Source organism: Mycobacterium riyadhense (genome assembly GCF_963853645.1).
Classification (GTDB): Bacteria; Actinomycetota; Actinomycetes; order Mycobacteriales; family Mycobacteriaceae; genus Mycobacterium; species Mycobacterium riyadhense.
On record NZ_OY970456.1, the window covers coordinates 3,142,152 to 3,161,120 of the forward strand.

The 18,969-nt window shown below is 66.4% G+C and carries 21 protein-coding genes; 11 read left to right on the forward strand and 10 right to left on the reverse strand.

What is annotated here, in order from left to right:
• Positions 1–9 precede the first annotated feature (9 nt).
• The gene (locus AADZ78_RS14095) at positions 10–315 is read left to right on the forward strand and encodes an MTH1187 family thiamine-binding protein (RefSeq protein WP_085250184.1); all 306 of its coding nucleotides are present in this window, start codon (positions 10–12) and stop codon (positions 313–315) included.
• On the opposite strand, the gene AADZ78_RS14100 is transcribed toward AADZ78_RS14095, so the two are convergent.
• Positions 312–806 (reverse strand): macro domain-containing protein, encoded by a 495-nt coding sequence (locus AADZ78_RS14100; protein WP_085250185.1) that lies wholly within the window; start codon positions 804–806, stop codon positions 312–314. The two genes, AADZ78_RS14095 and AADZ78_RS14100, sit on opposite strands and share 4 nt — an antisense overlap.
• Before the next feature lie 136 nt (positions 807–942).
• On the opposite strand from AADZ78_RS14100, the gene AADZ78_RS14105 reads away from it, so the two are divergent.
• The gene (locus tag AADZ78_RS14105) at positions 943–3,714 is read left to right on the forward strand and encodes a PE family protein (RefSeq protein ID WP_139828657.1); all 2,772 of its coding nucleotides are present in this window, start codon (positions 943–945) and stop codon (positions 3,712–3,714) included.
• 119 nt (positions 3,715–3,833) lie between these two features.
• Complete coding sequence (locus AADZ78_RS14110) at positions 3,834–4,169, forward strand: hypothetical protein (RefSeq protein ID WP_085250186.1); 336 nt, start codon at positions 3,834–3,836, stop codon at positions 4,167–4,169.
• Here AADZ78_RS14110 and AADZ78_RS14115 read toward each other — a convergent pair.
• Positions 4,166–5,551, reverse strand: a complete 1,386-nt coding sequence (locus AADZ78_RS14115) for an adenylate/guanylate cyclase domain-containing protein (protein WP_085250187.1) — start codon at positions 5,549–5,551, stop codon at positions 4,166–4,168. The genes AADZ78_RS14110 and AADZ78_RS14115 overlap by 4 nt on opposite strands.
• Positions 5,552–5,580: 29 nt before the next feature.
• Here AADZ78_RS14115 and AADZ78_RS14120 point away from each other — a divergent pair, with 29 nt between their 5' ends.
• From AADZ78_RS14120 to AADZ78_RS14130, 3 genes are read left to right on the forward strand one after another with little or no spacing between them, the layout of a single operon-like run.
• Complete coding sequence (locus AADZ78_RS14120) at positions 5,581–6,870, forward strand: competence/damage-inducible protein A (protein ID WP_085250188.1); 1,290 nt, start codon at positions 5,581–5,583, stop codon at positions 6,868–6,870.
• Positions 6,871–6,921: 51 nt separating this feature from the next.
• Complete coding sequence (locus AADZ78_RS14125; RefSeq protein ID WP_085250189.1) at positions 6,922–7,179, forward strand: ribbon-helix-helix protein, CopG family; 258 nt, start codon at positions 6,922–6,924, stop codon at positions 7,177–7,179.
• Positions 7,166–7,603: a type II toxin-antitoxin system VapC family toxin gene (locus AADZ78_RS14130; protein ID WP_085250190.1), complete on the forward strand. Its 438-nt coding sequence runs from the start codon at positions 7,166–7,168 to the stop codon at positions 7,601–7,603. The genes AADZ78_RS14125 and AADZ78_RS14130 overlap by 14 nt, the downstream gene beginning before the upstream one ends.
• Here the strand turns inward: AADZ78_RS14130 and AADZ78_RS14135 are convergent.
• Entirely contained in the window at positions 7,579–8,868 is a 1,290-nt protein-coding gene (locus AADZ78_RS14135) for a sialate:H+ symport family MFS transporter (protein WP_085250191.1), read from the reverse strand. The genes AADZ78_RS14130 and AADZ78_RS14135 overlap by 25 nt on opposite strands.
• Before the next feature lie 71 nt (positions 8,869–8,939).
• On the opposite strand from AADZ78_RS14135, the gene AADZ78_RS14140 reads away from it, so the two are divergent.
• The gene (locus AADZ78_RS14140) at positions 8,940–10,007 is read left to right on the forward strand and encodes an amidohydrolase family protein (protein WP_085250192.1); all 1,068 of its coding nucleotides are present in this window, start codon (positions 8,940–8,942) and stop codon (positions 10,005–10,007) included.
• Between the two features lie 13 nt (positions 10,008–10,020).
• Positions 10,021–10,419 carry a phage holin family protein gene (locus AADZ78_RS14145; RefSeq protein WP_085250193.1) on the forward strand — a complete coding sequence of 133 codons (399 nt, stop codon included), beginning with the start codon at positions 10,021–10,023 and terminating at the stop codon, positions 10,417–10,419.
• 23 nt (positions 10,420–10,442) lie between these two features.
• Here AADZ78_RS14145 and AADZ78_RS14150 read toward each other — a convergent pair whose 3' ends face one another.
• Positions 10,443–11,225 (reverse strand): enoyl-CoA hydratase/isomerase family protein, encoded by a 783-nt coding sequence (locus AADZ78_RS14150; RefSeq protein WP_085250194.1) that lies wholly within the window; start codon positions 11,223–11,225, stop codon positions 10,443–10,445.
• 254 nt (positions 11,226–11,479) lie between these two features.
• Here AADZ78_RS14150 and AADZ78_RS14155 point away from each other — a divergent pair, with 254 nt between their 5' ends.
• The gene (locus AADZ78_RS14155; protein ID WP_085250262.1) at positions 11,480–11,908 is read left to right on the forward strand and encodes an anti-sigma factor antagonist; all 429 of its coding nucleotides are present in this window, start codon (positions 11,480–11,482) and stop codon (positions 11,906–11,908) included.
• An 18-nt stretch (positions 11,909–11,926) separates the two neighbouring features.
• Here AADZ78_RS14155 and AADZ78_RS14160 read toward each other — a convergent pair whose 3' ends face one another.
• From AADZ78_RS14160 to AADZ78_RS14185, 6 genes are all read right to left on the reverse strand, one after another.
• Complete coding sequence (locus AADZ78_RS14160) at positions 11,927–12,892, reverse strand: FAD-dependent oxidoreductase (protein WP_085250195.1); 966 nt, start codon at positions 12,890–12,892, stop codon at positions 11,927–11,929.
• A gap of 24 nt (positions 12,893–12,916) precedes the next feature.
• On the reverse strand, positions 12,917–13,438 hold the full coding sequence (locus tag AADZ78_RS14165; protein WP_085250196.1) for a hypothetical protein: 522 nt from the start codon (positions 13,436–13,438) through the stop codon (positions 12,917–12,919).
• 135 nt (positions 13,439–13,573) lie between these two features.
• Entirely contained in the window at positions 13,574–14,068 is a 495-nt protein-coding gene (locus AADZ78_RS14170; protein WP_085250197.1) for an SRPBCC family protein, read from the reverse strand.
• Positions 14,069–14,384: 316 nt separating this feature from the next.
• Entirely contained in the window at positions 14,385–14,711 is a 327-nt protein-coding gene (locus AADZ78_RS14175) for a hypothetical protein (RefSeq protein ID WP_169726280.1), read from the reverse strand.
• A 106-nt stretch (positions 14,712–14,817) separates the two neighbouring features.
• A complete protein-coding gene (locus tag AADZ78_RS14180) occupies positions 14,818–15,822 on the reverse strand; it encodes an NAD(P)H-dependent flavin oxidoreductase (RefSeq protein WP_085250199.1) in 1,005 nt (334 codons plus the stop codon).
• Positions 15,823–15,955: 133 nt separating this feature from the next.
• Complete coding sequence (locus AADZ78_RS14185; RefSeq protein ID WP_239656275.1) at positions 15,956–16,795, reverse strand: alpha/beta fold hydrolase; 840 nt, start codon at positions 16,793–16,795, stop codon at positions 15,956–15,958.
• A gap of 187 nt (positions 16,796–16,982) precedes the next feature.
• Here AADZ78_RS14185 and AADZ78_RS14190 point away from each other — a divergent pair, with 187 nt between their 5' ends.
• Together AADZ78_RS14190 and tnpB are read left to right on the forward strand one after the other, a co-directional pair.
• Positions 16,983–17,570 (forward strand): IS607 family transposase, encoded by a 588-nt coding sequence (locus tag AADZ78_RS14190; RefSeq protein ID WP_085250201.1) that lies wholly within the window; start codon positions 16,983–16,985, stop codon positions 17,568–17,570.
• Positions 17,570–18,961 (forward strand): IS607 family element RNA-guided endonuclease TnpB, encoded by a 1,392-nt coding sequence (gene tnpB / locus AADZ78_RS14195; RefSeq protein ID WP_085250263.1) that lies wholly within the window; start codon positions 17,570–17,572, stop codon positions 18,959–18,961. The genes AADZ78_RS14190 and tnpB overlap by 1 nt, the downstream gene beginning before the upstream one ends.
• The last annotated feature ends 8 nt before the right edge of the window (positions 18,962–18,969 follow it).

The window sequence follows — 18,969 nt, forward strand, 5'->3', positions numbered from 1 at the left end:
AGTAGATGGGTGTCTGTGCTAGTCGCATTTTCGGTGACCCCACTGGGTGTGGGGGAGGGTGTCGGGGAGATCGTCGCCGAAGCGGTTCGCGTCGTTCGCGATTCCGGACTCCCTAACAAGACGGATTCGATGTTTACCGTGATCGAGGGCGATACCTGGGAAGAAGTGATGGCCGTCGTGCAGCGCGCCGTAGAAGCGGTGGCCGCTCGTGCACCCCGGGTCAGCACAGTCATCAAGGCGGATTGGCGAGCGGGGGTTACCGACGCGATGACACGCAAGGTCGATTCCGTCGAACGCTACCTGTCCGGCCGTTAAGCCTGCACTGCAGCGCGGAAAGCCCGCTCGGCCGCGTCGCCATGGACTGCGAACACGACGCGCTCAAGCGAGGCCGACCGGTGCTGTCGCACCACGTCGACCATGAGCCGTGCCGCATCCTCGAGCGGAAAGCCACCAACGCCGGTACCGAATGCGACCAGGGCCAGCGAACGGCAACCAAGCTCGTCGGCCTTTTGCAGGGTAGAAACCGTGGCCTGGGTGATGATTTCCGACGAGGTCGGGCCGCCAAGCTCCATCGTGGCCGCGTGGATCACGTAGCGCGCCGGCATGTCACCGGCGGTGGTTTCGATCGCCTCACCGAGTCCGATCGGCGCCTTTTCATTCGATTCGCGCTGCACGATCGGGCCGCCGGCGCGGGCGATCGCCGCGGCAACGCCGCCACCGTGTCGAAGTTGGGTATTGGCCGCGTTGGTGATCGCGTCGACCTCGAGCTTGGTCACGTCGGCCTGGAGTACTTCTAACCCGGTCATCGACACATTCTCCCGCAGCCAGAGCGTGAATCGAAGGCTCGGAGGAATTTGCCGAAACACAAAACCGAGCCGACCGAGGTGGCAATATTGACGGCCGTCACTACGTCACCGACGGGCGACGCTTGAGGAGGCCACGATGTCGTACTTGACCGTCGCGCCGGACGTGCTAGCGGAGGCGGCCACGAACGTGGCGGGCATCGGCTCGTCCCTCAGTGAGGCCAACCTAGTCGCGCTAGCGCCGACCACCCAGGTGCTGGCCGCGGCGGGTGACGAGGTGTCGGCGGCCATCGCATCGCTGTTTTCCAGCCATGCCGCGCAGTATCAGGCGCTCGCCGCTCAGGCGGCAGCGTTTCACACCCAGTTTGTCGGGGCTTTGAACGGCGCTGGCGCGGCGTATGCACTCGCGGAGGCGGCTAACGTCTCGCCGCTAGAGTTCCTCGCGCAGCAGATGCTGGCCCTGATCAATGCACCCACCCAGCTCGTGTTAGGACGTCCACTCATTGGTGACGGCGCGAATGCGGCGCCGGGGACCGGGCAAAACGGCGGTGCCGGTGGGATCTTGTGGGGCAACGGGGGTAACGGCGGATCCGGCGCGGCCGGGCAGGCTGGCGGCATCGGCGGTAGCGCTGGGCTCTGGGGCAACGGTGGCGCCGGCGGGACGGGCGGTACCGGCGGTGGTGTCGGCGGCAGGGGCGGCAACGGCGGCTGGCTCGTCGGCAACGGCGGCGCAGGCGGTGCCGGCGGGATCGGCGCGGCCGGCGCGTTCGGTCAGGCCGGTCTCGCGGGCGTGACGGGCGGCGAGGGCGGCAATGGCGGCACCGGGGGAATGGGCGGTGCCGGCGGTAACGGGGGGATGTTGTCTGGCAATGGTGGAGCCGGCGGGCAAGGCGGCGCGGGCGGCGTCGGCGGTCAGGGCGGCCTCGGCGGCGACGGCGCGACCGGCGTGCACAGCATCAACGCCGGAGCCGGCGGGGACGCCGGCAACGGCGGCGCCGGCGGGATGGGCGGGGCCGGCGGCACGGGCTCCATGTTCGGCGGCCAGGCCGGCGCCAACGGCAACGGCGGCAACGGCGGGGTCGGCGGCGCCGGCGGGCTTGCTGGTTCCGGCGGGGCCGGCGCTGCCGGCGACGCTGCTAACCCAAACGGCGGCGCGGGCGGTCAGGGGGCTAACCCTGGGACTCCAGGCGGCGGCGGCAACGGCGGCGCCGCTGGCGGGGCCGGCGCAACTGCGGGGGCCAACGGCGCTAACGGCGCGGCGATCGCCAGCGGCGGCGATGGCGGCGCCGGCGGCGACGGCTTCGACGCCAGCACCGGCGCAGTCGCTGGCGCGAGCGGCGGCAACGGGGGAGCCGGTGGAAACGGCGGCAAGTTCGGCAATGGCGGTGCCGGTGGCAACGGCGGCAACGGCGCGGCCGGCGCCCTTGGCGCCGACGGTGCCAGCGCAGGCGAGGGCGGCGGCACCGGCGGCGACGGCGGCAACGGCGGTACGGGTGGCAATGGCGGTGCCGGCGGCTCGGTTTCCGGTAACGGTGGTAACGGCGGATTCGCGGGTACCGGCGCTGCCGGCGGTAATGGCGGTATTGGAGTCGACGGTGCGGACGGGGTGGCCGGGGTTGACGACGGCGCCGGCGCCGACGGCGGCAAGGGCGGTAGCGGCGGCAACGGCGGCAACGGCGGAATGGGCGGCCTCGGCGGCGCAGCCGTAAATGGCACGGCCGGTCTGGACCGCGACGGCGGGGCCGGCGGCAGCGGTGGCAACGCCGGGTTGGGCGGCGACGGCGGCAACGGAGTGGGCTTTGCCGCCGGCGTCGCCGGCGGCGACGGCGGGAGGGGCGGTGATGCCGGTAGCGGCGGCAACGGCGGGGCCGGCGGCAACGGCCAGGGGGCAGCCAACGGCGGCGACGGAGGCGACGGCGGTAACGCCTTCTTCAGCGGGCTAGCTGGCGGGGCTGGCAGCGGTGCCGACGGCTTCGACGGCGGCACCGGCGGCGACGGCGGGACCGGCGGAAACGGCGGAAACGGCGGCGCCGGCGGCGACGCTCTGGGATCAGGAAACGGCGGTAACGGCGGTAACGCGGGCACGGCCAGCGGCGGCGGGCATGCCAACTCCGGAGGCTTGTCCGGCGGCAATGGCGCCAGCGGCGGTGACGGCGGCAATGCCGGTAACGGTGGCAACGGCGGCAACGGCGGGGTCGGCGGTAATGCCCTGGGGTCGGGCCGGGGCGGTGACGGCGGCAACGCCACCATGGGCGGGGCCGGCGGCTTTGGCGGCCAGGGCATGGCAGGCGGCGTCGGGACCAGCGACGGCGGCGACGGCGGCAACGGCGGCAAGGGCGGCAACGGCGGCATTGGCGGAGCTGGGGGTAACTCCGTAAACGGCACCGGCGGCAAGGGCGGAATTGGCGGGTCCGCCGGCAGCGGCATTCATGGCGGCGACGGCGGCGTCGGCAGTAGCGCCGCCGTGGGCGGCAACGGCGGCGACGGCGGCGACGGCGGAATCGGGGGTGTGGCTGGCACCGGTGGGGTAGGCGGCACCGGCGCCAGCGGCGGCGGCGACGCCGGGAGGGGCGGGAACGGCGGCCGGGGCGGTGACGGCGGCATGGGCGGCAACGGAGGCAGCTCGCAAGACATCTTTGCGGTCAGCGGCAACGGTGGCAACGGAGGTAGCGGCGGCAATGCCACCGACGGCGGGGCGGGTGGCGACGGCGGCAACTTCACGTCCCCCGGCGGTATCCCCGGCGACGGTGGCCAGGGCGGCGGCCCCGGCACCAACGGCCTGGGCGGCCAGGGCGGGACCGCCGGCCCCGCCGGCTCCGGCGGCACGTCCGGCCTAGACGGTATCGACGGCATAAGCGGCACCGCCATCACGAGTGCGGGCGCAAATGGTCAACAGGGCCACCAGGTGTGAGACCGGGACGCCGGTTGCTCGTCCATGGCTGCGAGTAACGTGACTCGAATGGAATTGGATGGCTCACAGCGAGGCGTACTGATCGCCCGTCACCAGGCTCAGGAACTGGCGCGAACCTCATGACCGATGACACGTCCGCCCACAGCAGCCAGGCCGGCGGTACCGGCGGTTGTGGCGGCGCCGGGGGCACCGGAGGTAAAGGCGGAGCCGGAGGCGCTGGCGGTAAGGGCGGCGCCGGGGGCCCCGGCGGTCGAGGCGGCGACGGCGGTCGAGGCGGCGACGGCGGTCGAGGCGGCGACGGCGGCATGGGCGGGGCGCCCGGAGCCGGCGGTCAGCCCGGCCAGGGGGGCGAGGGCGGCGCCGGCGGCGCACCCGGCCCGGGCGGAACCCCCGGACAACCTGGCGAACCCGGACAACCTGGCGAACCCGGACAACCTGGCGAACCCGGCGGTTAAGACGTCACCGTTCCGCTGTCGCGCTCGAGCGCGTAGAGCCGCCACACGCCGGGCACACCTTTGAGTTCGCGTTCACCGCGCTCGGCGAACCGGTGCCGCGATCCGGTGACGATGTCGCGCACTGTCGAAGACACCAGCACCTCACTGGGCGCCGCCAACGTCGAGACCCGCGCGCCGATATGCACCGCCATGCCAGCGACGTCACTTCCCGAGGCACCACGCACCTCGACCTCACCCGCGTGAATACCTACCCGAACCTCGATACCGAGCACACGCACCGCGTCAATGATTTCGTCCGCACAGGAAATGGCCGCACTCGGGCTAGTGAACGTCGCGACGAATCCGTCTCCGGCTGTGTTGACTTCGCGCCCGCCAAACCGCTGAATTTCGTGGCGGACGATGGCGTCGTGATTGTCGAGCACGTCACGCCACCGGTCATCTCCGAGGGCGGCCGCACGCTCGGTGGAGCCGACGATGTCGGTGAAAACGATGGTGGTGAGCACGCGCTCGGCCTCACCGCCACCCCGCACACCGGTGACGAACTCTTCTATTTCGTCAAGCATCGGTGCCGTGTCGCCAACCCAATACAAGACGTCGGCGCCCGGCAATTCGACGAGGCGTGATCCCGCAATGTGCTCGGCGAGGTAATGACCGTGGCCAATAGGAATGTAGGTCGAGCCGACCCGGTGCAAAACTAGGGTCGGTGCACTGATGCGCCCCAAGGCATCTCGTACATCGGCCTCGGCGACGACCTTTGACACCGCGCGGGCCATGCTCGGCGGTCCCGCACGGTTGCCAGCGAGATCCCACCACGCACGAAACACGTCATCACGCGCGACGCTAGGAGCGACGAAGCCGAGCACATCGAAACCCTGCTCGAGCGCGTCGGGCTCCAGTGCGACCGTCAGGAACGGATTAACGCGACGTACCTTGGCGCCAACCGGATAGTCGGGTGCCCACATGGCACGCGCCGAGCCGTTGACCACAATCAGGCTGCGGACCCGCTGAGGGTAATCGGCGGCAAGTACCAGCCCGTTCATCGCATGGAAGTTGGGCGCAAAGACCGTGGCCTGCTCGCATCCGACCGCGTCCATGACTGCGATCGCGTCTTCAGCCCAGAACTTCGGGCCAAGCTGGTCCATCGAAGGCATCCGTGACGACAGACCGACGCCGCGATGGTCGAACCGGATCACCCGGGCGAACGACGCCAGGCGCCGGTGGAAGCGGTGCAACGATGGCTCGTCGTCGATCGAGTCGATTGGCACGAATGGTCCTGGCAACACCAGCAGATCGGTCGGACCGTCTCCGAGAACCTGGTAGGCGATGTCAATTTCGCCGCACTTGGCGTAGCGAGTCCTGGGAGTTCGGGGCGCCTGCGCCACGGCCCTCAGGTTAATCGATGCGTAGGCTCATGGCGGTGAGCGCACGCGCGGGAATCGTGGTCACCGGAACCGAAGTCCTGACCGGGCGGGTCCAAGACCGCAACGGCCCCTGGATCGCCGATCGACTCCTGGAACTCGGAGTCGAGCTGGCACATATCACCATCTGCGGCGACCGCCCCGCCGACATCGAAGCGCAGCTGCGTTTCATGGCCGACCAGGGCGTGGACTTGATTGTCACCAGCGGCGGGCTGGGGCCGACGGCCGACGACATGACCGTCGAAGTGGTGGCGCGTTTCTGCGGGCGCGAACTAGTGCTGGACACCGAGCTCGAAGAAAGAATCGCCAACATCCTCAAAACCCTGATGGGGCGCAATCCCGCTTTCGATCCCGGCAACTTCGACTCGATAAGGGCCGCCAACCGCAAGCAGGCCTTGATCCCCGCCGGCTCGGAGGTGATTGATCCGGTCGGCACCGCACCGGGTGTGGTCGTGCCGGGAAAGCCGACGGTGATGGTGCTGCCAGGACCCCCGCGAGAGCTTCAACCCATGTGGGGCAAGGCTATTCAGACCCCCGCGGCGCAGGACGCGATCGCCGGCCGAACGACCTACCGTCAAGAAACCATTCGGATGTTCGGGCTGCCGGAGTCGGGACTGGCCGAAACACTGCGCGGCGCACAGGCTTCCATCCACCGGTTTGACTCACTCGAGATCACCACCTGCCTGCGGCGCGGGGAGCTTGAGGTGGTGACGCGCTACGAACCTGCCTCCGCGGGTGTGTACGCACAGCTGAAACAACTTCTGCGCGACCGACACGGACGCCACGTCTACTCCGAAGACGGTTCGCACGTCGATGATTTGGTCGCGCGATTGCTGGCGGGCCGCCGGATAGCGACCGCCGAATCCTGCACCGCCGGGCTGCTGGCGGCACGGCTGACCGACAGGCCAGGTTCCTCCGACTACGTCATAGGCGGTGTGGTGAGCTACTCCAACGAAGCCAAGGTCCAGCTGCTCGGCGTCGACGCGGCACTGATCGAGGCGCACGGCGCGGTATCTGAGCCCGTCGCGAAGGCCATGGCAACGGGCGCATTGCAGCGCTTCGGCGCCGACACCGCCGTCGCGATCACCGGAATAGCCGGACCGGGAGGGGGAACGGCGGAAAAGCCGGTGGGCACGGTCTGCTTCACGGTCCTGCTGGCCGATGGGCGCGGCGAAACCCGCACGCTGGGGCTTCCCGGGAACCGGTCCGATATCCGTGAGCGCTCGACGACCGTGGCGATGCACTTGCTGCGGCGCACGCTTAGCGACCCAAAATCCAACTAGATCACGTAGCTAAGCATCTTGATGTCAAGCCAGTGATGCTAAGATGTCACGGTGCGCACCACGATCCGAATCGATGACGAGCTCTACCGCGAGGTGAAGACGCAAGCCGCCCGGTCGGGGCGCACGGTGGCGGCGGTTCTCGAAGACGCGGTGCGGCGTGGTCTCAACCCCGCTAGCCAACGTGCTGGAGGGCGTTATGCGGTCCGGGCGACGGGCAAGGGAGGGCTTCGCCCCGGAATTGATCTCTCGTCAAACGCAGCTGTCGTCGAAGCGATGGCCGAAGGCAAATCACTCGATGCGCTGCGTTGACGTCAACGTTCTTGTGTATGCGCACCGGAGAGACCTTCCCGAACATTCGGACTATCGACGGCTGCTCGAGCGGCTGGCCAACGACGACCAGCCGCTCGGTCTGCCCGACCTCGCACTCGGTGCCTTCGTTCGGGTGATGACCAACCGCCGCATCTTCACGGAGCCGACCACCTCGGATGAAGCGTGGGAGGCCGTCGACGCGCTCCTCGCCGCCCCGGCTGCGATGCAGCTACGCGCAGGAGAGCGCCACTGGAGGTTGTTCCGTCAGCTTGCTCTCGATATTGATGCGCGTGGCAACGACATCGCCGACGCCTATTTGGCCGCCTACGCCCTAGAGAACAATGCGACCTGGCTCAGCACTGACCGCGGCTTCGCGCGTTTCCATCGATTGCGGTGGACTCATCCGCGGGATCTCGAGATCTGACCGTCACCTGACTCGGTTGCAAGAAAAGCGCTTTCCGTTGTGCCAAAGCGGATTCCGGTGGCGTCCTTGCCAATCGCCGTCAGTATGGCAACCGCGCACAGCACCGGCACGATCGTCGCGGCCAACGCGAAGGGATAGCCGTGGGTTTCTGCCAGCTCTTCTTGAATGGGCAGATTGAACGCCGCCAGCAGATTTCCCAGCTGGTAGGTCACGCCCGGGTAGAGGCCGCGGATGGCATCGGGCGACAGCTCGGTGAGATGCGCTGGTATCACACCCCACGCGCCCTGTACGCATACTTGCATCAAAAACGAGCCCAGACACAGCATCGCGGCCGTGTGCGAGTAGGCGAAGAGCGGCACGATCGGCAGTCCCAGGAGTGCGCAGAAAATGACGGTGTAGCGCCGGCTGAACCGCTCAGACAGTGTTCCGAACACCAACCCACCGACGATGGCGCCGATGTTGTACACCACCACGATCCACCGCGCGGTTGTGCTGGATAGGCCCGCACCGTGGTCGGTGGTCGCCGTCAGGAAAGTCGGGTAAATGTCTTGAGTCCCGTGGCTCATCCAGTTGAAGGCTGTCATCAGCAGCACGAGATAGAAGAACCGACGGATGATCGTGGCGTCGCGCAGCACGTCGCGGATTTTGGTGCTGGTCAGCCGCATCCGGTCCTGCGCGGCTTCCCACACCTCCGATTCCTTCACCCGGTATCGAATGATCAGGCTGATCAAGGCCGGGATGATGGACAGGCCGAACAACCAGCGCCATGACAATCCCAGCAAGTTCATTACAACCAGCGATGCGACGGTGGCCAGCAGATAGCCGAATGCGTAGCCCTCTTGGAGCAGTCCGGAAAAAAACCCGCGTCGCTGGGTCGGAACCTTCTCCATGGCGAGAGCGGCGCCCAGCCCCCACTCTCCGCCCATGCCAATGCCGTACAGCAGTCGCAGGATCACCAGAACCGTGAAGTTGGGTGCAAACGCACACAGAAATCCGACCACCGAATAGAACGCCACGTCGACCATCAGCGGGACGCGCCGCCCGACCCGGTCGGCCCACAGCCCGAACAGCAACGCGCCGACGGGGCGCATGACCAGGGTGGCAGTGGTGACGAATGCGACTTCGGCCTTGGTGTGATGGAAGGTCTTTGCGATATCGGCATACACCAGCACCACAAGGAAGTAATCGAACGCGTCCATTGTCCAGCCCAGAAACGCCGCGATGAACGAGTTTCGCTCGTCGCTTGTCAACCGCTGTGTTTTCACGACTGCATCGTGCAGTACTCGGCGCGATACCGCGACTCGAACGCGCCCGAACGCGAGTAAGTTCAGCGCATATGCGAATCATCGATGCCGATGGGCACGTCGCCGAGAACTCGTCGTTGACGATCGAAGCAATCAGACGCTGGCCAGATCACGTGAGGCCCAGCACCGACAAACGGCTACGGCTGACGATCGAAGGCCGCAACTATCCGGAGGATCGAGGCCCAGGCGCCGGTTGCCCGCCCGAGCACGGGATCACCACGGCGCCCGACATCAACTACTCCAGCGCCGAGGGCGTAGTCGGCGACGCCGACCGCGATCACATCGACACCATGGTCCTGTATCCCAGCCTGGGGCTGTGCACACCCAGCCTCGAAGACCCCGAGTTTGCCGCGGGATTCGCGCGTCTGTACAACCAGTGGATCGCGGACTACTGCGCGCCCACGAAGGGCCGGCTGCGCGGCGTCGCGGTGACCCCGGTTGAACACGGTCAGGTGGCCATCGACATCATGGCCGAAGCCAAGGACCTGGGACTGGTCGCGACCCTGGTCCCGCCGGCGCTGAAGACCCGCAACCTCGACCATCCCGACCTTGACCCGTTCTACGCCGCCGCCGCAGAACTCGGGATGCCGCTCGGCATCCACGGCGCGCCGGGCATTCATTTGCCGAAAATCGGCGTCGACCGCTTCACCAACTACATCCAGGTGCACTGCATCAGCTTCCCGTTCGACCAGATGACCGCGATGACGGCGATGGTCTCCGGCGGCGTCTTCGAACGTCATCCCGACCTGCGGGTCGCCTTCCTCGAAGCGGGCGCGGGCTGGGTCCCGTTCTTCATCGATCGACTGCACGAGCATTACGAGAAGCGCGGAGATTGGATTGAGCGGGGCTGGCGGCGCGATCCACACGACTACCTACAGGCTGGCAACATCTGGGTGACCTGTGAACCCGAGGAGCCGATCCTGCCCGGGGTGATCGACGTGCTCGGCGCCGACTTCATCATGTTCGCCAGTGACTACCCACATTGGGACGGCGAGTGGCCCGATAGCACAAAACACCTGCGCAATCGCACAGATATCGCCGAGGAAGCGCGAGAAAAGATCGCCGGGCGCAACGCTCAACGCTTCTATGGGCTCAACTGAAGGGGCCCCGCGAATGATGGCTTTTCTGATCCGCGCAGCATTGACCGGGTTCGCGTTGTGGGTCGTCACGCATTTTGTATCGGGGATGCGCTTTGTGGGCGGAGACACCACGCTGCAGCGGATCGGCATTATTTTCGTGGTCGCGGTGATCTTCGGTCTGGTCAACGCGATCATCAAACCCATCGTGCAATTCCTGTCGATCCCGCTTTACATCCTGACGCTGGGACTTTTCCACATCGTCATCAACGCATTCATGCTGTGGATCACCGCCCGCATCACGGAGAACACCACCCACTGGGGTCTGCAAATCGACCACTTCTGGTGGACCGCAATCTGGGCGGCGATCTTGTTGTCCATCGTGAGCTGGATGCTGTCGCTGCTGACACGCCGCGCATCTCGCATGCGGCAGTAGGTTCTTCAGGCGCTGCGGGAACGTCAGCGCGCCCGCCACCGAGGCGGTCGCTTTTCGGCGAACGCGCGGGGTCCCTCCTTGGCGTCCTCGGTTTCAAACACCCGGTTGCTGTGCCGGGTCTCGTTGGCGTAGGCCGACTCCAGGTCGAGCGCCAGTCCTTCGACGGCCGACTGCTTTGTCGCAAAAACCGCGAGCGGCGCGTTGGCCACGATGCGTTCGGCGTAGTCGTAGGCGGTCTCCATCAGCTGGTTGGCTTCGACCACCCGGTTGACTAGGCCCATTTCCAGAGCACGCTGCGCGTCCACGAGGTCGGCGGTCAGCAGCAGCTCCATCGCGAGCGCGTACGGAATCTGACGCGGCAGCCGCACAGTGCTCCCGCCGCCGGCGAACAGTCCGCGCTTGGGTTCCATCACCGCAAATCGCGCCTCGGGTACGGCCACTCGGATGTCGGTCGAGCCCAGCATCTCGAAACCGCCGGCGACGCAAAACCCATTTACGGCAGCGACGATCGGTTTGTACACGGGGAATTGATGCAGGACGGCATGGATCGCGTCGGTCTTGTTCCACCCCTCGGGGCGGGGCAGCACACCGGTCAGTTCGGGGATGAACTTCTTGAGGTCGGCTCCAGTACAGAAGTCGCGGCCGGTGCCGGTGATAACGGCGACCCAGGCGTCGGGGTCGTCTCGAAACGCAGCCCAGGCGTGCGCCAAATCGCGGAAATGCTCCATGTCGAGCGAGTTGCGCGCTTCGGGACGGTTGATCGTGATGGTGACGATGTGGGCTTGCCGCGTGTAGTCAATGCTCACCGGGGATCTGACCGTTTCACTGTTCAGCAGCTGCTAACCAAATGCACGCATTTCGTCTTCGGCCCCCGACTAACACGAAATTTCGTCTCAGACATCCTATGTTGTCAGGTCTGTTACACATATGCTTACTTGGACTGCTTGCTAACGCCGTCATGACAGACCTGTCGTTGGGTCTGTCGAAAATACCCCTGGCGCGTTACGACACCCACAGACGGCACAACATCACCGGCCACGACGACGGGATATCGCAAAACATGAACACTGTCGCTGTCGGATCACTTCCCGGTCCTTCGAACTCACGGCCGAGTTCACAACTCAGCGACTCGCATAGCGGTCTACGGGCGGTCACCGAGTGCACTGGCACGGCCGTGGTGGTTCATGTCGGCGGCGACGTTGACGCCAGCAACGAAGCCGTCTGGCAACGTTTGGTGAGCCGGAGCGCCGCCATCGCCATCGCTCCCGGCCCGTACGTAATCGACGTGCGCGAGCTCGATTTCATGGGCTCGTGTGCCTACGCTGTTTTGGCTCAGGAGTCGGTGCGGTGTCGTCGCCGTGGCGTGAGCCTGCGGCTGGTCAGCAACCAGCCGATCGTGGCCCGCACGATTGCCGCGTGCGGACTGCGCCGCCTGTTGCCGATGTATTCGTCGGTCGAGACCGCGCTGGTGCCGCCCAGCAGCGGGTAGCGTCGCGGCCGGCAAGTTTTACCGATCACCTCTGGCAAGGCGCGCCACTTCGCGCGCGCAGCCCCATGACAGCGTCACACCATCACCGCCGTGACCGTAGTTGTGGATGCACCGTGCTCGCCCGACTTGCTCTGCCGCCACGCGTACCGACGGCCGATCCGGACGCAACCCGGTAATCGTCTCGATCACCGCGGCCTCGGCAAGCCGCGGTTCGATCCGGCGGCAGTCCCGTAGGATCCGATCGGTCACCTCGGGGTCGGGCGTGGTGTCCCATCGGTCCGGAATGCTGACGCCGCCGCAAACCACGCGCTGCGGGTGGGGAAAGTAGCAGATCCATTCCGAAGGGTTGTCGAGTTCGACAAATAGTTGTTCCAGCCCGGGATTGGTGAGAACGACGTGTTGACCAAACCGCGGCCGCACCGTGTCATCGCCAGCTACCTGTCGAGCGCCCAGGCCGGCGCAGTTGATCACTAGCGGTGCCGCGTCGGCGGCCTCCGCCAGCGAACGCACCCGATGCAATTCGATTTCACAGCCCGCCGCGGCCAGTCGCGTCCTGAGGTAATCGAGATATTGGGGCATGTCGACCATCGGCATGGTGGAGCGAAAGCCCACCCGAAAGCCCTCGGGGAGCTCAGTAGCATCCGCACGTCGCAGGTCCGGGATCAACTCCATGCCTGGCGGCATCCCCTCGTCCTCGGTCGATTCGGCGACAGACAGTGCCGGTGCCAGGCGCACGCCGGTGCTGGGATCCTCGGCCAAGTAGCGGAACTCGTGTAGCGAATGCTCAGCCCAGGCAAGGGTCTTGGCAGCCGGTTCGATTGCTCGTGGTCCCCAGACGGCGCCCGCCACCGCCGAGGTCGTCTGCTGGGGCATCGCGGCAGTCCACACCCGCACCGACCACCCCGCCTCAGCCAGGCACACCGCCGACGTCAGGCCACTGACTCCGGCGCCAACCACAATGACCTGTTGCACACCTGTTGCCACAGCAGCACGGTAGCGCGAGCCGATTCAGGGTTGCGGTACTTGCTGTCCGACCTGACCGAGCAGTCCGTTGAGAATGCCGAGATTCGCTTGCAGCTGGGCCCCGGCGACTGGTCCTGGAAGGTCGCCGGGCACGTTGCCGTCGCCCGGCGGGGCGATCTGCCAGGGCTGACAGCCATTCGTCTTGAACGCCTTGTCGGTTGGCTCGATCTGTACCACCTGTGGCTTCTTGCTCATTGCGTTGTCGATCAGTGCGCCGTCGGGGTTGCCCATCCGCTTCCAATAGCACGTGCCGTTGCCGACGGGTCCCGCGGAAGTGTAGGTGCCCGGCGCGATATCGGTCCCGACGGCATAGGTGCCGTCCTTGTCGATGGTCGTCTTCAGCGCCGGAGCGGGTGCCGGGGACGACGACGGTGCCGGCGCCGGCGACGGTTCTGGCGACGGCTGCGGATCCGCAGCGGCGACGCCGGCCGATGCCACCCAGCCCACGAGGATCACCACCGCCGTCGCACATCTTGCCGCAATGGCTGCTGTTGCAGTCGAGCGCATAGGCCAGCAGTTTACCGCGGTTTCCGTACCGCCATCCTGCGCGTTGAGGGTGAATTCTGGGCGAGCAAATCGGCCGGATTCCGCCGACCCCAGCCGCAGGTCGAGACCCTATGTCGCCGCCGGGATTTCAGTTGCTTAGGGCAACCGCTTGACCCGGCCGGCTAAGCCGAGCGCGTGCTCGTAGGTCTTGAGGTTGTCCCGAGAGATTTTCGCGTACACCGAGCGTTCGAGGAAGAAGCGCGACACCGGGTTATAGGCATGGTACGTCTCGTGGAAGGTCAGCACGGTGGTGCCGTCGGGCTGTTCGTCAAGTTGGTGGTAGCCCTCGGCGCGGGACCACAGTGGCGCGCCGACGGCCACGTAACGCGACAGTTTGTGGATCTTCGCCTCGGTGACCGTCTCAAAGGATCGCGCCTTACCACCGGAAAGCAGGTACTTGGGCACTTCGAAGATGCAGGTTCGGACCAGGCCCTCGCCGGCTTCGTCGCCCTCGTTGAGGATTTCCATGCTGCCGGTAGGCCACTTGAGGATCCGCGGCCGGGGTGAGTTGGGCGGCGCGGGCGGATGGAGCACCCGCCACACCTTTTTCGGAGACGCGTCGACGTGGAATCGCACGGTGTAGGACTGCATCAGTTTTCTCCAACAGGCTGTTCCCAGGCATTCCAATAAGTAATGGTCTCCACGGGCGGCCGCGTGGCCGGGCGGAAGTCGGTGCCGATGCGTTGTCGTCCACACCGTGCGAGGCGCCGACGCTGTGCGTGCATCGCCGGCCGCAGTGTCCAGATCAGCGCGGCCTCGCCACCGGGGCCATCCGGCACGTCAAGTCGCACCATGAGCGAACTCCCTGCGCGGTAAAGACGCTTCCGGCTTGAGGAAACCAGATTCTCCAGTTAGCTGTCTACCTTGGCCCTAGCGATGAAGCCGTGGACACGATGAATCGCCGCGATTACCGTCCGATGCGCGAGGCGGGCATCGCGCCACGCCACGTGTGGGAGGTCTCGGCGTGCAGTTCTTCCACGAGGTACACAAGGTACGCGGGCGTGCCGAAGACGACTTCGCGGCCGCATTTCGAGACGGCTGGATGACGATGCTTGCCGACGGCGACGACGCCCGGTTGCTGTGGTATGCCAACCGTGCACACGGCAGTGGCCCCGCCTACACCGTCGTCAGCATCACCGCCGTACGGGACGGCGCCGCGTGGGAGCGCCTCGCGTTGCGGGTGCAGAAGGGCGACCTGCAGAAGCGGATGCGCGGCCTCGACGAACTCCGCCACGAGGTCGAAGCCAAACTGCTGCTACCGCTCTCGTGGTCGCCGATCCGCGACGTGTCGTTCGGCGAGGGCCTGGCAGCTACATGTTTGAGGCCCTCAAATACCGCGATCAGTGGCAGAGTCGGTTGCTGCGGACGTCGGACTGGTCACCTCTTGACTGATTCAGGATTCGTGCGGCGTCACTTGCCATTTCGCGCACGATGTCAGCGGCGGGGCGAACATCGTGAACCAGCCCTATCGCCTCGCCCACCAACGGGGTGACGACATCGAAGTCCTGCGCGGCGAGTGCTTTCTGGAAGGCACTCACCGTCTCCGGCAACCGCGCCACCAGTTCGGAATCTTTGCCGTGCCAGGCCTCGATCAACGAGTTGGTGATCAACCGCGCGTCGTATTCGTCGGGCCAATCTCGTTGTCTTACAAGGTCATAGACTCGAGTGCGAACCGTGTCGTCTCCACCGGCCCGGATGGCTCGCTGTTGTGCTTGCGGTGTCACCAGCGCCTCCGTGCTGGCCCACAGCCGGGTGCCGACGAGCGCGCCGCCGGCGCCGAGCGCCAGCGCGGCCGCTAGTCCGCGACCGTCGGCGACACCTCCGGCAGCCACCACAAGCGTTTTGGCCGACTGTTCGGCGACGAGGTCGACGACGTCGGGCACGAGCGTGAACGTTGAGCGAGCACTCATTCCGTGCCCGCCCGCCTCGCCGCCCTGCGCCACGATGATTTCCGCGCCGGTGTCCAGGGCACGGCGAGCCTGGTCGAGGGTCTGCACCTGCAGGGTGAGCGGAACGTTGGCCCGGTGAATGCGGTTGGCGAACTTCGTCGGGTCACCGAACGACAGCATGATCGTGGCCGGCTGCCTCGCTAGGGCCAGGTCGAGCAGTTCGGGATTGCTCGCCAGGCTCCAGGTGATGAACCCGACTCCGACCCTTGAGCCTTGCGTCTCGTCAAATTCGCGCTGCAGCCAGGCCGCGTCGCCGTAACCCCCTCCGATCAGACCTAGGCCACCGGCGCCCGTCACGGCCGCGGCCAGCCGCCCCCCGGACGCCTCGGCCATCGGCGCAAGCAGGATCGGATGTTGGATACCGAAGAACTCGGTAAGACGGGTATTCAGTGGCATACTGGCATCCTCCGGGTCGGTAAGACGCTACGCCAACAGCTCACCGAACCATTGCTTGAGTTCGCGTGGTATCCAAGGTAATTGGTCGCGGTCGTGGTCGGGCACCTGGAGCGCCCCAGGGTGGGTCAAGCGATCATCGCGGCAACCCGACGGCAGCCAAGAACGGTTCGGCGAGCGCGAGAAAGCCTTGCGGATCCGACGAGAACACCACGTGCCCGGTGTCGAGGACCTCGAGGCGGGAGCCGCGAATGGCTTTCTGGGTCGCGCGCCCTGCGCTCAGCGGGATCGCGATGTCCTTCTTGCCCCACACGATCAGCGTGGGCGACGACAGCTCGGCGGCACGGCCGCGCAAGTCATGCCCGGGCGTGGGGAAGCTTCGCCACAGCGCTGTTCCGGTCCGCACGCCGTCGGCCGTCTTCGCTTTGGCGATGGCGCGCTCGGCGATCTCGCGGTCAAGGCCGGTCCTGGCCTTCATGTAGCCATGCACGAGCAGGGGAGCGGCGGCCCGGAACACCGCTGGCGTGCCGAGCACGCGGCAAAACGTGCGGGACAGCGGATTCCAGCGGACGAACCCGCCGGTGTTGACGAGCACCAGTCCCGCGACGAACTCGGGACGGTTGATCGCCAGCCGCGCGGCGGCGAACCCGCCAACCGAATTTCCGATTAACGACGCCCGCGACAGGCCCAGGCCATCGACAACGTCCTCGAGCACGTCGGCGAACAGGGGCGCGCTGGCCTGCATGCTGGCGTCAACAGGATCCGAATCCCCGTGCCCGGGCCAGTCCACCGCAATGGTGCGGTAGCGGCGCGCCAGTGTCTCGACGATCGGGTCGTAGTCATGCCGATCATGCAGTGTCGCATGGAGCAGCAAAACCGCTGGCCCACTGCCTAGTTCGCGATAGGCCACGCGTCCTGCCCTGGTTTGGATAGTCGTCATTGCGCTCTCTCTTCTGTTGACCGACTGGTCGGTCATCGCGTAGGCTACAACACTAGGACCGCCCTGACAAGGAGAGAGTCGAGATGCCACCGGCCCAGCCACCGGAAGCTCCATTCGCGGACAAGATGGCCTACTACCGCACGCAACACACCACAAAGGGGCTGCCAGCTGTTGCGGCGTGGGTGGTCGTTGGTTGTCGGTGGCGTGCTGTAGGAACGGAAGCATGAATCTGGCGGCGTGGGCTGAGCGCAACGGTGTGGCGCGGGTAACTGCGTATCGCTGGTTCCATGGCGGGCAGTTGCCGGTTCCTGCCCGCAAGGTTGGGCGACTGATTCTCGTCGACGCGCCAGCCGGCCAGGTGGGGCGGCGTGGGCGGACGGCGGTGTATGCGCGGGTGTCGTCGGCTGATCAGAAGGCGGACCTGGATCGGCAAGTAGCGCGGGTGACCGCGTGGGCCACTGAGCAACAGATACCTGTCGACAAGGTCGTTACCGAAGTCGGGTCGGCGCTGAACGGGCACCGCCGCAAGTTCCTTGCGCTGCTGGGTGATCCGACGGTGACGCTGATTGTGGTGGAACATCGGGACCGGTTCTGCCGGTTCGGCTCTGGGTACGTGCAGGTGGCGCTGGACGCCCAAGGCCGTGAGCTGATTGTGGTGGATTCGGCCGAGGTCGATGACGACCTGGTGCGCGATATCACCGAGATCTTGACGTCGATGTGTGCCCGTCTCTACGGCAAACGCGCTGCTGCCAACCGTGCTCAGCGGGCCGTCGCCGCGGCGGCACGCGCCGGGGAAGACGAGGCTGCGTGATGGCGCGCTTCGAGGTGCCTGACGGGTGGTGTGTGCAGGCGTTTCGGTTCACGCTGGACCCGACCGAGGCGCAAGCCGCCAACTTGGCGCGCCATTTCGGTGCTCGCCGTAAGGCGTTCAACTGGACCGTCGCGGCATTGAAAGCCGACATCGAGGCGTGGCACGCGGACGGCACCGAGTCGGCGAAGCCGTCGCTGCGGGTGCTGCGCCAACGGTGGAACACGGTCAAAGACGAGGTGTGTGTTAACGCTGAGACCGGGGTTGTGTGGTGGCCGGAATGCTCGAACGAGGCCTACGCCGACGGGATCGCGGGCGCAGTCGACGCGTATTGGAACTGGCAGACCTCCTGTGTCGGAAAACGCGACGGTAGACCAATGGGCTTCCCTCGGTTCAAGAAGAAGGGATGCGACGCTGACCGCGTGTGCTTCACGACCGGTGCGATGCGTGTTGAACCCGACCGCCGCCACCTCACGCTACCGGTGATCGGCACCGTGCGTACGCACGAGAACACCCGCCGGGTTGAGCGGCTCATCGCCAAAGGCCGGGCGCGGGTGCTGGCGATCACGGTGCGCCGCAACGGCACCCGTCTGGATGCGAGCGTGCGGGTACTCGTCCAACGCCCCCAACAACCCCGTGTGGCCCTTCCTGATTCACGGGTGGGTGTCGATGTCGGGGTCCGTCGCCTGGCCACCGTCGCTGACGCTGACGGCACGGTGATTGAACAAGTGCCGAACCCACGTCCGCTCGACGCGGCGCTACGAGAGCTGCGGCACGTCAGCCGTGCACGGTCGCGGTGCGCGAAAGGCTCACGCCGCTACCGTGCGCGCACCACCGAGATGTCCCGGCTACACCGCCGGGTCAACGATGTCCGCACCCACCATTTACACGTCCTGACTACACGATTGGCCAAAACCCACGGCCGCATCGTTGTGGAAGGCCTGGATGCGGCGGGATTGCTGAGGCAAAAGGGCCTGCCCGGGGCGCGCGCCAGACGGCGCGGGCTGTCCGATACAGCCCTGGGAACCCCGCGCCGGCACCTGTCCTACAAGACAGGCTGGTACGGATCGAGTCTAGTGGTCGCCGACCGCTGGTTTCCGTCGTCGAAAACCTGCCATGCCTGCGGGCATGTCCAGGACATCGGCTGGGACGAACACTGGACCTGTGCTGCCACCACTGGTGGTTGCGGTACCGTCCACCAGCGCGACGATTGCGCCGCCATCAACCTCGCACGCTACGAGGAAACACCTAGCGTCGTCGGCCCAGTTGGGGCCGCCGTCAAGCGTGGAGCCGACCGTAAGACCCGACCAAGCCGGGCAAGTGGCCGTGAAGCGCGGAAGGGACGCAGCCGCAAAGCTGCCGAACAACCCCGAGACGGGGTGCAAGTCGCGTGACCGCTAAA

What these genes read in the sequence shown, in the direction of transcription:
- AADZ78_RS14100 (WP_085250185.1), bottom strand. Translation starts at nt 806, where the DNA reads ATGACCGGGTTAGAAGTACTCCAGGCCGACGTGACCAAGCTCGAGGTC.
- AADZ78_RS14105 (WP_139828657.1), top strand. Translation starts at nt 943, where the DNA reads ATGTCGTACTTGACCGTCGCGCCGGACGTGCTAGCGGAGGCGGCCACG.
- AADZ78_RS14110 (WP_085250186.1), top strand. Translation starts at nt 3,834, where the DNA reads ATGACCGATGACACGTCCGCCCACAGCAGCCAGGCCGGCGGTACCGGC.
- AADZ78_RS14120 (WP_085250188.1), top strand. Translation starts at nt 5,581, where the DNA reads ATGGCGGTGAGCGCACGCGCGGGAATCGTGGTCACCGGAACCGAAGTC.
- AADZ78_RS14130 (WP_085250190.1), top strand. Translation starts at nt 7,166, where the DNA reads ATGCGCTGCGTTGACGTCAACGTTCTTGTGTATGCGCACCGGAGAGAC.
- AADZ78_RS14140 (WP_085250192.1), top strand. Translation starts at nt 8,940, where the DNA reads ATGCGAATCATCGATGCCGATGGGCACGTCGCCGAGAACTCGTCGTTG.
- AADZ78_RS14145 (WP_085250193.1), top strand. Translation starts at nt 10,021, where the DNA reads ATGATGGCTTTTCTGATCCGCGCAGCATTGACCGGGTTCGCGTTGTGG.
- AADZ78_RS14155 (WP_085250262.1), top strand. Translation starts at nt 11,480, where the DNA reads ATGAACACTGTCGCTGTCGGATCACTTCCCGGTCCTTCGAACTCACGG.
- AADZ78_RS14165 (WP_085250196.1), bottom strand. Translation starts at nt 13,438, where the DNA reads ATGCGCTCGACTGCAACAGCAGCCATTGCGGCAAGATGTGCGACGGCG.
- AADZ78_RS14170 (WP_085250197.1), bottom strand. Translation starts at nt 14,068, where the DNA reads ATGCAGTCCTACACCGTGCGATTCCACGTCGACGCGTCTCCGAAAAAG.
- AADZ78_RS14180 (WP_085250199.1), bottom strand. Translation starts at nt 15,822, where the DNA reads ATGCCACTGAATACCCGTCTTACCGAGTTCTTCGGTATCCAACATCCG.
- AADZ78_RS14185 (WP_239656275.1), bottom strand. Translation starts at nt 16,795, where the DNA reads ATGACCGACCAGTCGGTCAACAGAAGAGAGAGCGCAATGACGACTATC.
- AADZ78_RS14190 (WP_085250201.1), top strand. Translation starts at nt 16,983, where the DNA reads ATGAATCTGGCGGCGTGGGCTGAGCGCAACGGTGTGGCGCGGGTAACT.
- tnpB (WP_085250263.1), top strand. Translation starts at nt 17,570, where the DNA reads ATGGCGCGCTTCGAGGTGCCTGACGGGTGGTGTGTGCAGGCGTTTCGG.